Origin of the sequence: Profundicola chukchiensis (assembly GCF_029664245.1) — a bacterium.
GTDB lineage: Bacteria > Bacteroidota > Bacteroidia > Flavobacteriales > Weeksellaceae > Profundicola > Profundicola chukchiensis.
This window is the reverse complement of sequence record NZ_JANAIE010000007.1, coordinates 41,935-54,861: the sequence shown is the minus strand read 5'-3', so window position 1 is coordinate 54,861 and position 12,927 is coordinate 41,935. Positions and strand designations below refer to the sequence as shown.

General features: G+C 33.7%; 13 protein-coding genes. 6 read left to right on the top strand and 7 right to left on the bottom strand.

All coding sequences use genetic code 11. The annotated features are described in order from the left end of the window. Positions 1–51: 51 nt before the first annotated feature. Complete coding sequence (locus NLM59_RS09675) at positions 52–273, bottom strand: DUF2795 domain-containing protein (RefSeq protein ID WP_304417579.1); 222 nt, start codon at positions 271–273, stop codon at positions 52–54. Between the two features lie 163 nt (positions 274–436). Here NLM59_RS09675 and NLM59_RS09670 point away from each other — a divergent pair, with 163 nt between their 5' ends. The 4 genes from NLM59_RS09670 (at position 437) to NLM59_RS09655 (ending at position 5,335) form a co-directional block, all read left to right on the top strand. Beyond that, positions 437–1,378, top strand: a complete 942-nt coding sequence (locus tag NLM59_RS09670; protein ID WP_304417578.1) for an NAD(P)H-dependent flavin oxidoreductase — start codon at positions 437–439, stop codon at positions 1,376–1,378. Between the two features lie 163 nt (positions 1,379–1,541). Then, positions 1,542–1,871: a HesB/IscA family protein gene (locus tag NLM59_RS09665; RefSeq protein ID WP_304417577.1), complete on the top strand. Its 330-nt coding sequence runs from the start codon at positions 1,542–1,544 to the stop codon at positions 1,869–1,871. 147 nt (positions 1,872–2,018) lie between these two features. Continuing rightward, positions 2,019–3,470, top strand: a complete 1,452-nt coding sequence (sufB, locus tag NLM59_RS09660; RefSeq protein WP_304417576.1) for a Fe-S cluster assembly protein SufB — start codon at positions 2,019–2,021, stop codon at positions 3,468–3,470. A gap of 584 nt (positions 3,471–4,054) precedes the next feature. Continuing rightward, on the top strand, positions 4,055–5,335 hold the full coding sequence (locus NLM59_RS09655) for a Glu/Leu/Phe/Val family dehydrogenase (protein ID WP_304417575.1): 1,281 nt from the start codon (positions 4,055–4,057) through the stop codon (positions 5,333–5,335). Between the two features lie 7 nt (positions 5,336–5,342). Here NLM59_RS09655 and NLM59_RS09650 read toward each other — a convergent pair whose 3' ends face one another. The 3 genes from NLM59_RS09650 to NLM59_RS09640 form a co-directional block, all read right to left on the bottom strand. After that, positions 5,343–5,975, bottom strand: a complete 633-nt coding sequence (locus NLM59_RS09650) for a hypothetical protein (protein ID WP_304417574.1) — start codon at positions 5,973–5,975, stop codon at positions 5,343–5,345. Next, on the bottom strand, positions 5,975–7,009 hold the full coding sequence (locus NLM59_RS09645) for a GDP-mannose 4,6-dehydratase (RefSeq protein ID WP_304417573.1): 1,035 nt from the start codon (positions 7,007–7,009) through the stop codon (positions 5,975–5,977). Before NLM59_RS09645 ends, NLM59_RS09650 begins: the two co-directional genes overlap by 1 nt. A gap of 76 nt (positions 7,010–7,085) precedes the next feature. Further along, positions 7,086–8,156 carry a putative type IX sorting system protein PorV2 gene (locus tag NLM59_RS09640; RefSeq protein ID WP_304417572.1) on the bottom strand — a complete coding sequence of 357 codons (1,071 nt, stop codon included), beginning with the start codon at positions 8,154–8,156 and terminating at the stop codon, positions 7,086–7,088. A gap of 89 nt (positions 8,157–8,245) precedes the next feature. Here NLM59_RS09640 and NLM59_RS09635 point away from each other — a divergent pair, with 89 nt between their 5' ends. Both NLM59_RS09635 and NLM59_RS09630 read left to right on the top strand, forming a co-directional pair. After that, a complete protein-coding gene (locus NLM59_RS09635) occupies positions 8,246–8,986 on the top strand; it encodes a CDP-alcohol phosphatidyltransferase family protein (RefSeq protein ID WP_304417571.1) in 741 nt (246 codons plus the stop codon). Further along, entirely contained in the window at positions 8,979–9,749 is a 771-nt protein-coding gene (locus NLM59_RS09630; protein ID WP_304417570.1) for a 3'-5' exonuclease, read from the top strand. The genes NLM59_RS09635 and NLM59_RS09630 overlap by 8 nt, the downstream gene beginning before the upstream one ends. A 105-nt stretch (positions 9,750–9,854) precedes the next feature. Here NLM59_RS09630 and htpG read toward each other — a convergent pair whose 3' ends face one another. The 3 genes from htpG to NLM59_RS09615 all read right to left on the bottom strand — a co-directional run bounded on the left by htpG (position 9,855) and on the right by NLM59_RS09615 (position 12,913). Beyond that, on the bottom strand, positions 9,855–11,741 hold the full coding sequence (gene htpG, locus NLM59_RS09625; RefSeq protein ID WP_304417569.1) for a molecular chaperone HtpG: 1,887 nt from the start codon (positions 11,739–11,741) through the stop codon (positions 9,855–9,857). Between the two features lie 180 nt (positions 11,742–11,921). Beyond that, on the bottom strand, positions 11,922–12,356 hold the full coding sequence (locus tag NLM59_RS09620; RefSeq protein ID WP_304417568.1) for a hypothetical protein: 435 nt from the start codon (positions 12,354–12,356) through the stop codon (positions 11,922–11,924). Next, positions 12,353–12,913 carry a hypothetical protein gene (locus tag NLM59_RS09615; RefSeq protein WP_304417567.1) on the bottom strand — a complete coding sequence of 187 codons (561 nt, stop codon included), beginning with the start codon at positions 12,911–12,913 and terminating at the stop codon, positions 12,353–12,355. Before NLM59_RS09615 ends, NLM59_RS09620 begins: the two co-directional genes overlap by 4 nt. Positions 12,914–12,927 lie beyond the last annotated feature (14 nt).

Genomic DNA, 12,927 nt, shown 5'->3' with positions numbered 1-12,927 from the left:
AAAATAAAAAACCCTTGATATAAGGGTTTTAAGTTATTTAAAATGTGATTTTTAATATTCGTCTTCGTTCCATAAAAAATCCTCGTCTGTCGGGTAATCCGACCAGATTTCTTGGATAGATTCATATGAATCTCCTTCATCCTCGATTGACTGAAGATTTTCTACAACTTCTAAAGGAGCTCCAGTTCTAATAGCGTAGTCGATTAACTCGTCTTTTGTCGCTGGCCATGGTGCGTCACTTAGGTATGATGCTAATTCTAGTGTCCAATACATAATCTTCTTATTTTTTGCAAAAGTATCAAAGTACTTTCGATTTTCAAATTAATTTATTTATTTCCCAAAAATAGCAAATTCATTGCCATATTCAAATTCAAATTTTAACCTAACTTTTTGATTCCTAAAAATTAAGTTATTTTTGAATCAAATTATAGAATTAATGGCAAATAGAATTAACTCTCTTTTTAATATAAAGTATCCTATCATACAAGGTGGAATGATCTGGAATAGTGGCTGGAAGCTAGCTTCCGCAGTTTCAAACGCAGGTGGTCTTGGCTTAATTGGCTCTGGAAGTATGTATCCAGATGTATTGGTTGAACATATCAAAAAATGTCAGGCAGCTACAGATAAACCTTTCGGGGTTAACGTTCCTTTAATGTATCCATCGATTGAAGAACACATGGAAAACATTATTAAATTAGGAGTTAAAATTGTTTTCACATCCGCTGGGAACCCAAAAGCATGGACTTCTACCCTACAAAAGGAAGGAATAACCGTTGTCCATGTAGTAAGCAGTGTAAAATTTGCATTAAAATCTCAAGAAGCTGGAGTAGACGCCATCGTGGCAGAAGGATTTGAAGCAGGTGGTCATAATGGCAGAGAAGAAACAACTACGCTTTGTCTAATACCTGATGTTGCTAAACATATAGATATACCTTTATTAGCAGCTGGAGGAATTTCTACTGGAAAACAAATGTTGGCTTGTATGGTATTGGGAGCAGACGGAGTTCAAGTTGGATCTAGATTCGCCGCAACACACGAAGCCTCTTCTCATGATGCATTTAAGCAGGAAATCATTAAAGCCAATGAGGGAGATACACATCTTACACTCAAAGAATTAGCTCCTGTAAGATTAATTAAAAATAATTTCTGGCAACAAGTTCAGCAGGCTTATGCAGAAGGCGCTACTAAAGAGGAATTACAAGCTTTATTAGGTCGTGGTCGTGCTAAAAAAGGAATGTTTGAAGGAGATTTGATTGAAGGTGAATTAGAAATTGGACAAGGTTCTTCTTTAATTAATGAAATCATCTCTGCTGAGGAAGTTGTAAACTCTATGATGAAAGAGTTCAATGAAGCTAAAAACAACTTGGTAAACATTTAAAATACAACATCTTAAACCAAGCACAATCAGAGTTCTAACCGACTATAATCAATAGGTTTTAGCTAATTAATAAATTTTATCTATAGACTAATTCATACAATGTTTGGACAATACCTTGAAATCCCTAGTAAATTTGTATTTTTGTAGAATAAATCTAAATAAGATGATTAAAGTTTCTGAACAGGCTAAAACCAAAATAGAACAACTACTTGCTGAAGAAGGAACTTCTTTAGATACAAGTTATGTAAGAGTGAGTGTAACAAGTGGCGGATGCAGTGGTTTATCTTATAATTTAAACTTTGATAAAAATCGTAATGAAGAGGATCAATTGTTTGAAGATAATGGTGTTCGCATCTTGGTTGATAAAAGTTCATTCCTTTATCTAGCGGGTACTACCTTAGAATTTTCAGGTGGACTAAACGGAAAGGGATTTGTTTTTAATAATCCAAACGCAAATAGAACTTGCGGTTGTGGTGAGTCATTTGCACTATAAAGCAAAGAATAGAACCAATTTAGTTTGGTTAAATAATAATTATAAATACGATTCGAAAAGAAGATTTAAGAATAAACAATCCATAAGAATTGTATAAGTTTTAAAAATTGAATGGATTGTATTTAAATCTTAAATAAGAAGATAGAAATGAGTAAATATACAGAAGACGATTTAAGAGAAGAACTTAGTTCTAATAAAGAATATGAATATGGGTTCACGACCGATATTGAGTATGAGGATTTCCCCATCGGATTAAATGAGGAAATTATTCGTATGATTTCGGCAAGAAAGAATGAGCCAGAATGGATGACTGAATGGAGACTGAAGTCATTTGAGATTTGGCAAAACATGGAAGAGCCGGATTGGGCGAATGTTAAGTATGAGAAGCCTGATTTTAACGCTATTAAATACTTTGCAGCGCCGAAGAAAAAACCGGAACTTGAATCTTTAGATCAAGTTGACCCAGAGTTACTTCGAACTTTTGAGCGTCTTGGAATTTCTATGAACGAGCAAAAACGTTTAACGGGTGTTGCCATGGATGTGGTTGTAGACTCTGTTTCTGTTGCTACTTCGTTTCAAGAGACTTTAAAAGAAAAAGGAATTATATTTATGTCTATCTCGGATGCTATTCAAAAACATCCAGATTTAGTAAAAAAATATATTGGAACAGTTGTTCCTAGAGGTGATAACTTCTATGCAGCACTTAACTCAGCTGTATTCTCAGATGGTAGTTTCTGTTATATTCCAAAAGGCGTAAGATGTCCAATGGAGCTTTCTACCTATTTCAGAATTAACCAGGCTGGAACAGGACAGTTCGAGAGAACCTTATTAATTGCTGATGAAGATTCTTACGTTTCTTACTTAGAAGGATGTACTGCTCCATCTAGAGACGAAAATCAATTACACGCTGCTGTGGTTGAATTAATCGCTTTAGACGGTGCTGAAATTAAATATTCTACAGTTCAAAACTGGTATCCTGGAAACAGTGAAGGAAAAGGTGGTGTATATAACTTTGTAACGAAAAGAGGAATTGCATACACTAACTCTAAAATTTCTTGGACTCAAGTTGAAACTGGATCAGCTGTAACATGGAAGTACCCTAGCTGTATTTTAAAAGGTGATAACTCAGTTGGAGAATTCTATTCTGTGGCTGTTACCAATAACTATCAACAAGCAGATACAGGAACTAAAATGATTCACTTAGGTAAGAACACCAAGTCAACCATTATTTCTAAAGGTATTTCTGCTGGTTACTCACAAAACTCATATAGAGGATTAGTGAAAGTGACTAAAAATGCTCACGGAGCGAGAAACTTCTCTCAGTGTGACTCTTTATTAATGGGTAACAAATGTGGTGCACACACTTTCCCATATATTGAGATTCATAATGACACAGCACAATTAGAACACGAGGCTACTACATCTAAGATTGGTGAAGATCAAATGTTCTATTGTAACCAAAGAGGTATCGACGATGAGAAAGCTATTGCTTTAATCGTAAACGGATTTAGTAAAGAGGTTTTAAATAAACTTCCAATGGAGTTTGCCATTGAAGCTCAAAAATTACTAGAAATTAGTTTAGAAGGAAGTGTTGGTTAATTTTTAAGATTAACAAAGCTTAATAAAATCAAAAATCTGCTTGTCAATGACAAGCAGATTTTTTTTATGAAAAAATTGAGTTTTATTTTAAACTAAAGCCTTTCAGAAGAGGTAATCAAAATCATTAGAATAGTTAGAATGTTAATAATAAAAGTTGAGTTTATTATTCTCTAATGAAAGGACTTTTAGTTCTTTAAAAATAGGAATTATGGTTAATTAGTAATTCTGTTATTCCTTTTATTTCTTAGAACAAATGTATTGCAATAAAGTCTTGCTTGTATCAAGAAATGTATGAACGGTAGGAATTATTGTATAAAGTGCACGATTTCCTGTATAAACTGCATTTTTTGGCTGATTAAGTGCATCCACCATTTTTTGGAGTAAAAAATCGTTTTTACTTAAAACTTTAGTCGACTTTAATTTTCAAAAATCAATTTTAAGCATCCATTTAATTTATTTTCGATATTTTTAATAGTATAAAATTTAGGTTTATATAAAATTTATTTAAAATAATGAATTAATATTAATGATAGTCTTTAGAACTTTAACTAAATTTATATCATATTATTTTAAAACTATCATCAATGACAAGCAAAACTGCCATCCAGAAAAAAACCGGTATGTACGAAAACGTTATGGCCGAGTTTAATAAAGCAGCGGACACTATACAATTAAACCCTGGGGTTAGAAAAATACTCGCAACTACTCAAAACGAAATTGTAGTACATTTTCCAGCCAGATTAGACGACGGAAGTATAGAAGTTTTTACGGGCTATCGAGTTCAACACAACAATGCATTAGGTCCTTACAAAGGTGGACTAAGATATCATCCAACGTTAGACATTGATTCTGCTCGAGCATTAGCCACATGGATGACATGGAAAACTGCCTTAGCTGGCCTACCCTATGGCGGTGGAAAAGGTGGAATTGAAATCGATCCCAAAGCTTATTCTCAATCAGAATTAGAGAGAATTACACGAAGGTTTACTTATGCTTTGGGAGATAATATTGGACCAGATTATGATATTCCTGCGCCTGATGTGGGAACTAATTCTCAAATCATGGCATGGATTGCAGATACTTTTTCTTCTAATAAAGCACCAAGTCAAAGATTTTCTAACTATCATGTTGTTACAGGTAAACCTGTTGTTTCAGGTGGTCTAGAAGGAAGAGATCGCGCTACAGGTTTTGGAGTGGTCGTTACCATTAAAAAATGGGCAAAACTAAAAGACATCAATCTTATTGGTAAGAAATATATAGTTCAAGGTTTTGGAAATGTAGGTTATTGGGCTTCTCATTTTATGGCCAAAACAGGCGCTATACTAGTCGGTGTTCAGGATCATACTGGAACTATCTACAATGAAAATGGAATCAATCCAGAAGAATTAACTGAATACAATCAACAAAACCAAGGCATCGATGGTTTTCCTGGTGCGGACAAGTTTAGTGATGAAGACTTTTTTGGAATCGATTGCGATATTCTAATTCCAGCAGCTCTTGGAAATCAAATCAACATGGAAAATGTAAACAGCATAAAAGCTCCTCTAATTGCTGAAGGAGCAAATGGACCTACTCAATCAGATGCTGAGCAAATTTTAATCGATAAAGGAATTACAATTATTCCAGATATTCTTTGCAATAGCGGAGGAGTGATTGGAAGCTATTTTGAATGGCTTCAAAATAGAAGATCTGAAATCTGGAAGATTAGCGATGTTTTAGTTAAGCTAGAAGACAAGGTTGAAACTTCTTTTGATAAGGTAATTTCTGTCATGGAAGAATATGATACCGATATGCGTACAGCAGCTTATGTGGTAGCTTTAAAGAGACTTGAGCAAACCTATATAGAAAGAGGTGTCTTCCCTTAAAAAAGGATTATTTTCTCTTCTCAGGAGCTTTCAATGTAAATTGAATAACCTGTTCACTTATTAATTTGTAGTCGTGAGTTTGGTTTAAGCGGTCTGTAATTTTCGCCTGCACAACTACAAATTTATCATCTGGCCTAAGCAGGTCATAATAATCAGCGCCCAATAAACAACATAAGTTAAAAATCTCAAATTTACTTTCGTGGGTATAGCGCATGGTTAAGTCAGCAGAAATAATGGGCTGAGTTCCCTTTTCTCCATCATATATCTTTAAATCCGTAAACCTATAATAACCATCATCTCTTTTGGTCTTAAAATCATATACCAAATTCTCATTCGGCGTTGACTTTAATAGCTTATCAGAAGAATCATAAACATAGGAATAAATCAATCCGTTTTCTTCCTGAGGACGTTTTACCGTATAAGTATGTATTTTCTTTGAAGCTTTATCAAACAAATCTGCTGAAACATCTTCACTAGAATCATTTAAGAATAAGAAGTAATCCTTGTTCTCTGAGTTAAACAACAACTGAATTTTATCTTTACCATTTTGCTCATATTGAATCAAGCGATTAAAATAATATTCCTGTGCAGAGATAAATCCAACAAGAGCTAAAAGCGATACACTAAATAAATTTTTCATTAAGAAATAGTTTCTGAGTTATACCAATCTACAAACTTTTTAATTCCCTCGTCGAAAGTCGTTGTTGGTTGATAATTGATGAGTTTTTTAGCTTTAGAAATATCTGCGTTAGTAATGTTTACATCACCTGGCTGCATGGGTAAATGATTGATTATTGCTTTTTTACCCAAAGTAGTTTCAATGGTGCTCAACATTTGTTTTAAGTTAATCACCTGACTTTCACCTAGATTTACAATCTCATAGACTTTTTCATTTTCAAATAAATAATCTATAGATTTCAATACACCATCCATGATATCATCTACATAGGTATAATCTCTCGCTGTACTTCCATCGCCAAAAAACGGAATAGGCTCTCCGTGGTCAATCAATCTGGTAAACTTGTGTATAGCTAAATCTGGTCGTTGTCTAGGGCCATAAACGGTGAAAAATCTTAGTTGAAACATATCTATCTCGTATAAAGAATGGTAAACATGTCCTAAAACTTCCACAGACTTCTTCGTGGCAGCATAAGGAGAAATTGCAAAATCTACAATATCTGTTTCTTCAAATGGAACTTTCGCATTATTCCCATAAACTGATGACGACGAAGCACAAACAAATTTCTTAACATTCCACTTTTTGCACATTTCGAACAAGAGCATGCTTCCTTTCACATTCACAGATTCATAAGCAATTGGATTTTCAATAGAAGGACGAACTCCGGCCAAGGCAGCTAAGTGAACCACCATATCAAAGTTTTCAGTTTCGAATAAATCGCCTAAAATTCCTTCATCCCTAATATCTCCATAAATTAATTTAAAGTTAGCAGATGTACTATCTTTTGTAAATTCTGCTACATCATCAATCTTGTTATTATGACTTAATTTCAAGGAAACACCAACGGCTTCAGATAAATTTTTGAGCTTAATTTTATAATTATAAAAGTCGTGGAAATTATCTACTACAACTACTTGATGACCCTTATTTAATAAATTTTCTACCAAATGTGAGCCTATAAATCCTGCGCCGCCCGTTATGAGAAATTTTTTCATGATTTAAAGATAAATAAAATCACAGAACCTACGTTCTGAAACAGATTGAAACTAATAAAATAAGATGTTAAATAGCTTAATAGAACTCTGCCATATCAATTTTAACAGAGAAAATATTCGAATAAAGCGCGATACTTTGATCTCCAATATCAGTCAAGGCATAATCGATTGAGATTCCATTATATTTAAAACCTAAACCAATATTAGGTTGAAATTGAAACTCTTGGTTTCCATCAAAGTTTTCAACTTTCTGGAAATTATTTACACCCGCACGAATAAAAATCATTTCATCATATGCTACCTCAATACCTGCTGCTGGAGAAAAACTTAAATTAGATGCAGAAACTAAATCATTGGTTTCTCTTAATTTAAAATTTAAGTCTAACTCACCCAAACCAGTGAATTTATCGGAAAAATGCACTTTTTGACTTACACCTAATTGAATTTTAGGCAAAGTAAGCTCCATGGTTTCTTCTGGTGGTTCATTTAAAACAATTCCATCGATGGTTAATTGATTTAATTCGTCTTGGTTGACACTCCAAACATTAAAAGTTGAAGTAATATCTCTCACCATAATTCCCGCTGCAAAATCACCTTTTCTATACTGTGCACCAGCGTCTAATCCAAAACCAAAGGCATTCGCGAATTTTCCAACATTTCGATATACCAACTTGGCATTTAAACCAAAATTCACATCTTCTATGTTAAAGAAATTTCCACCATAAGACATTTGTAATGCATAATCTGCTGCCGAAAAAGTTGAAATTCTATCATAATCAATATTTCCTTGATTATCAATCAACTCTGTCGTGTTCAGTATATTATCCACCCCAAAACGATACAAAGAAACCCCGATTGCATTTCTGTTATCCAATGGAATTGCTGCTGCTAAGTAGTCATATTTTGCAATGGATTGAAAATATTCGGCATGCATGGCAGCACCTTGCCACCTATCTCCCATTTGCGCTAAACCCGCAGGGTTCCAATAAGTTGAATTTACATCACCAATATTAGCCACAACGGCGTTTCCCATTCCAAAAGCCCGTGCATCTACTCCAATGTTCAAGAATTCGTTTGAATACGAGCGAAATTGTGCTGCCACCTGAGTAGCGCACATGAGTAGAATTAATAAACTAAACTTTTGCATATGGTGATTAATAAAGCACAAAAATCGTTGCTTTTGTATTAAACACCAAATTCTAACTAATATTGCCTAAAACTCTTATCTTCGCATATATGAGTATAAAAAGACATATTCCTAACCTACTTACGCTAATTAATCTATTTAGTGGATGTATACTGGTCTATCTCACTGTATTTTACAGTGTTTTTGAGTTTAAGGAGGATTTCAATTTCAATGAAATCGTTATGATTTTATTAGGCATTTCCTTAGTAGCTGATTTGCTTGATGGAATGGTCGCTCGTTGGCTCAATGTGGCTTCTCCTATTGGTTTGCAGCTCGATTCATTGGCCGACATGGTGACCTTTGGGGTTTTCCCAGGTTTTTTAATGACCAAAATGTTGGCTGATGCAAGTCAAAGTACTTCCGTGATGTTTCCGCTAGTGGCATTTTTTGGATTATTAATCACCTTATTTTCAGCATTAAGATTAGCAAAATTTAATGTTGACACTACCCAAACCACTTATTTTAAAGGATTAGCAACACCAGCGAATACCATATTAATATTTGGTTTATTTATTTTAACTCAAACCTTATCTAATGATTTCATGGATACTTATGCCTTTAATTCTTTAATCGCATTAACCATTATTTCAAGTTTCATATTAGTGGCAGATATTCCATTGTTTTCTTTCAAAATGAAATCAATGAAATTGAAGGACATTTTTCCACAAATCATTTTATTAGCATCGGCTATATTATTATTGATATTCATGGGATTATCAGCCCTTGCTCCTATTATTTTAATCTATATTATTCTATCTATTATCTTCAAAAAAACCTTTGTACATGCGTAAATTAAACCTAACTAAACCTATTTGCTTTTTCGATCTAGAAACCACTGGAATTAATGTGAGTAAAGACCGCATTGTTGAAATTGCTATTTTAAAAGTGTATCCGTCGGGTGAAAAAGAAAGCAGAACTTGGCTTGTAAATCCAGAGATGCCTATTCCACCTGAAACAACAGCTATACACGGCATTACAGATGAAGATGTAGAAGATAAGCCAACTTTCAAAGAACTTGCTCCACAAGTGGTGCAAATGATTGAAGGATCGGATGTGGCTGGATTTAACTCCAATCGATTTGATATTCCATTATTGGCGGAAGAATTACTTCGTGTGGGTCAAGATCTTGACTTAAAGAAGTGTAGACCTATTGATGTTCAGGTTATTTTCCATAAAATGGAACCAAGAAATTTATCAGCAGCATATAAATTCTATTGTGAGAAGGATTTGGTAAATGCTCATAGCGCAGAAGCTGATACTTTAGCTACTTATGAAATTTTAAAAGCTCAGATTGCTAAATATGAAGAACTTGAAAACAGTATCGATTTCTTGAGTGAATATTCTCAACATTTCGAAAATGCTGATTTTGCAGGTTTTATTGGATATGACGACGAAGGCCACGAAATATTTAAGTTTGGTAAATATAAAGGCAAAAAAGTCGAAGATATATTAGAGAAAGATAAAGGTTATTTTGGTTGGCTTCAAAACGCTGATTTCCCATTATATACGAAGAAAGTTCTAACAGCCATCCAGTTGAGAAAATTATCACTTTAATTGATTTAAAATTAAATAATCTTGAAATTAACTCATAAAAAAACCTGCTCATTTAATAATAAGCAGGTTTTATTTTTATCTAAAAGTTATAGGAACTTCAGAGAATTATTTCAATAAAGCAAAGCTTCTATTAATGAAGTCTGTTAGCTCTTTTCCTTTTAATAAATTCTGAGAAAGTTTAGCTAAATCCAAGGCTTGATTAATAACTTCTGCCTTTTGTTCTTCAGGTTTATCTAAGATTTCGCTTGCTAAATTACTGTTCGCGTTTACCACAAGATTGTACATTTCTGGGAAATTACCCATACCGAACATTCCTCCGCCGCCAGTTTTTTGCATGTCTTTCATTCTGCGTATAAACTCTGGTTGAGTAATTACAAACGGAGCATCTGAACTATCTAAATCTTCTAGTTGAACTGAATATTTCTCCTTGTCGATCGTGTTTTCAAGAGTAGCTTTTAAGTTTTCTTTTTGCTCATCCGTTAATCTTGAAACTACTACTTCATCTTTCTTGATTAAATTATTGATGTGATCTGCATCCACGCGCACCAATTGAACTTTCTCATTAGTTTGTTCTAATTTTTGAATAAAGTGTGATGCAATCGGAGAGTCTAACAACAATACTTCGTATCCTTTTTCTTTAGCCGTAGAAATATAGGTATCCTGGCTGTCTTTATCAGAAGCATATAAAATCACCAAGTTTCCATCTTTATCTGTTTGGTTATCCTTGATCTTTTCGTTTAACTCTTCCCAAGTGAAATAAGTTTCATCCACCGTTGGGTAAAGCATAAATTTGTCTGATTTATCAGCGAATTTCTCTTCTGAAACTACTCCATACTCTAAAACAACTTTAATGTCATTCCATTTTTGCTCAAAACCTTCTCGGTCTTCTTTTAATAATGAAGTTAACTTATCAGCCACTTTACGCGTGATGTATTGCGAGATTTTCTTAACCGCTCCATCAGCTTGTAAGTATGATCTAGAAACGTTTAATGGAATATCTGGAGAATCAATTACACCTCTAAGTAACATCAAGAAATCAGGTACAATTCCTTTCACTTCATCGGTTACGAAAACTTGATTTTGGTATAATTGGATCTTGTCTTGATCGATATTGATGTTGTTTCCTAAACGAGGGAAGAATAACACTCCGGTTAAATTAAACGGATAATCTACATTCAAGTGAATCCAGAAAAGTGGTTCTTCAAACTGTGTAGGATATAATTCTCTATAGAAATTTAAATAATCCTCATCTGTTAAGTCAGTTGGAGTCTTAGTCCAAGCTGGCGTAGGATTATTAATAATATTATCAACTTCTTTAGTTTCTGGTGTTGCATCTTCAGCAGCATCTTCTGGAAGTGGTAAAGTTTCTGTTTTAGTTCCAAATTTAATCGGAATCGGCATAAACTTATTATACTTCATTAGAAGCTCTCTGATTCTTGCTTCTTCTAAGAATTCTGTAGAATCCTCTGCAATATGTAGAACGATTTCTGTTCCTCTATCTTCTTTTTCAGTTTCCTCAATCGTGAATTCAGGACTTCCATCACAGCTCCATTTTACTGCTTGCGCACCATCTTGGTAAGATTTCGTAATGATGTCTACTCTTTCTGCCACCATAAACGCAGAATAGAAACCAAGACCAAAGTGTCCAATGATTCCTGAGTCGCTTGCAGAATCTTTATATTTATTTAAGAACTCTTCAGCCCCTGAAAAAGCAACTTGGTTAATATATTTTTCAACCTCTTCAGCAGTCATACCAATACCTTGGTCGATAATGTGAAGAGTTTTGTCTTCTTTATTTAATTTAACTTCAATGATTGGATTTCCGTACTCAACTTGAGCCTCTCCAATATTGTTAAGGTGTTTTAATTTAAGCGTTGCATCGGTTGCGTTCGAAATTAACTCTCTTAAGAATATCTCGTGATCGCTGTATAAAAACTTTTTAATGAGTGGGAAAATATTCTCCACCGAAACATTAATATTTCCTTTTTTCATATTAAATCTAATTTGATTGGCCTAAGTTCAAATAAAACACCAATCCAAGAAAATATGACAAAATGTCGGATGGACGAGTATAAATTGAATAAGTAAAAAGGAATAAAGAATAACGATAAATGGGCGTCAGGATAAATGAGCTAAAAGTAGATGATAATTGTGACCATCATTGAGGCTTAACTACTTATTCACTTTATTTTTAACATAAACGATACTCCTTAAAATATTTCTCTTGTTCATTAATAAATCAGAAAAACCTAAGGTAGCCAACAAAGAAATAAATGCTAATGCTCCTAGGGCTCCACCAAATCCTTCGAAAAAATCACTTTTAAAAATGAATAATAAAGGAAAAATAGCCCCTGCTATGGCCAAGCGTTTATAGCCTACTTTTATTTGTGGTGAAACCATACCTATAAATGAAGTTCCGAAGAAAACTAATGGAATATTTTTGCTTAAGAATGAATTTACAACACTAGGAAAGAAATAAAAAAATAAAGCTAACACCAAGGATAATAAAGCCGAAGATTTAACGGCGCTTATCTTGAACTTTTCGCTCACATAGAAAGTTAAGACTGCCCCTAGAATTCCAAATATGATTAATATTAAAATATTCATAGAAAACGATTAATTATTACTAAAACAACCACACCAACAAATGCAATAGTACCTAATTTACCACCCACGCCCACAAATATGTTTTTAGACAAAATATATAGCAAACCAGAAACTAATCCCGCAACTAGTATCATAAGAATAGAGGCTTGTACTGCCATGCTTGTCATTCCTATAAATGTTCCACAATAAATGGCTGCAGGGATTTTCTTTAAATATTCAGAGCTAGATTTAATATTGGGTAAAAAAGATGCTCCTAGGCCAACCAAAGCCGAAGAAACTACATTGGACAAATCTGTAGTTGTGTGCAATTGATAACACATAAGCCCTCCGACAGGCACCCATAAGGCTACCGATAATTTCTCATAATCATATTCCTCGTGATGTAAATCTAAAAACCTTGTAGCCAAAATAATTAGAAAAGTAACGATGGAAGCTAAAATACTCACCGACCAAACATTTGCTTCATAATTTTCTAGTATGGTTAAAACCAAAAAACAAACTTGGATGACTAAAACAAAGATTAATGTAAAAAACCTAATGGTCTTATGTTTTCGCATTTTTAAAGTTTTCC

Excerpts from the sequence above, each read along its gene's own strand:
- NLM59_RS09655 (WP_304417575.1), top strand. The coding sequence starts at position 4,055 with ATGACAAGCAAAACTGCCATCCAGAAAAAAACCGGTATGTACGAAAAC.
- NLM59_RS09630 (WP_304417570.1), top strand. The coding sequence starts at position 8,979 with ATGCGTAAATTAAACCTAACTAAACCTATTTGCTTTTTCGATCTAGAA.
- NLM59_RS09635 (WP_304417571.1), top strand. The coding sequence starts at position 8,246 with ATGAGTATAAAAAGACATATTCCTAACCTACTTACGCTAATTAATCTA.
- NLM59_RS09665 (WP_304417577.1), top strand. The coding sequence starts at position 1,542 with ATGATTAAAGTTTCTGAACAGGCTAAAACCAAAATAGAACAACTACTT.
- NLM59_RS09640 (WP_304417572.1), bottom strand. The coding sequence starts at position 8,156 with ATGCAAAAGTTTAGTTTATTAATTCTACTCATGTGCGCTACTCAGGTG.
- NLM59_RS09650 (WP_304417574.1), bottom strand. The coding sequence starts at position 5,975 with ATGAAAAATTTATTTAGTGTATCGCTTTTAGCTCTTGTTGGATTTATC.
- htpG (WP_304417569.1), bottom strand. The coding sequence starts at position 11,741 with ATGAAAAAAGGAAATATTAATGTTTCGGTGGAGAATATTTTCCCACTC.
- sufB (WP_304417576.1), top strand. The coding sequence starts at position 2,019 with ATGAGTAAATATACAGAAGACGATTTAAGAGAAGAACTTAGTTCTAAT.
- NLM59_RS09675 (WP_304417579.1), bottom strand. The coding sequence starts at position 273 with ATGTATTGGACACTAGAATTAGCATCATACCTAAGTGACGCACCATGG.
- NLM59_RS09620 (WP_304417568.1), bottom strand. The coding sequence starts at position 12,356 with ATGAATATTTTAATATTAATCATATTTGGAATTCTAGGGGCAGTCTTA.
- NLM59_RS09645 (WP_304417573.1), bottom strand. The coding sequence starts at position 7,009 with ATGAAAAAATTTCTCATAACGGGCGGCGCAGGATTTATAGGCTCACAT.
- NLM59_RS09615 (WP_304417567.1), bottom strand. The coding sequence starts at position 12,913 with ATGCGAAAACATAAGACCATTAGGTTTTTTACATTAATCTTTGTTTTA.
- NLM59_RS09670 (WP_304417578.1), top strand. The coding sequence starts at position 437 with ATGGCAAATAGAATTAACTCTCTTTTTAATATAAAGTATCCTATCATA.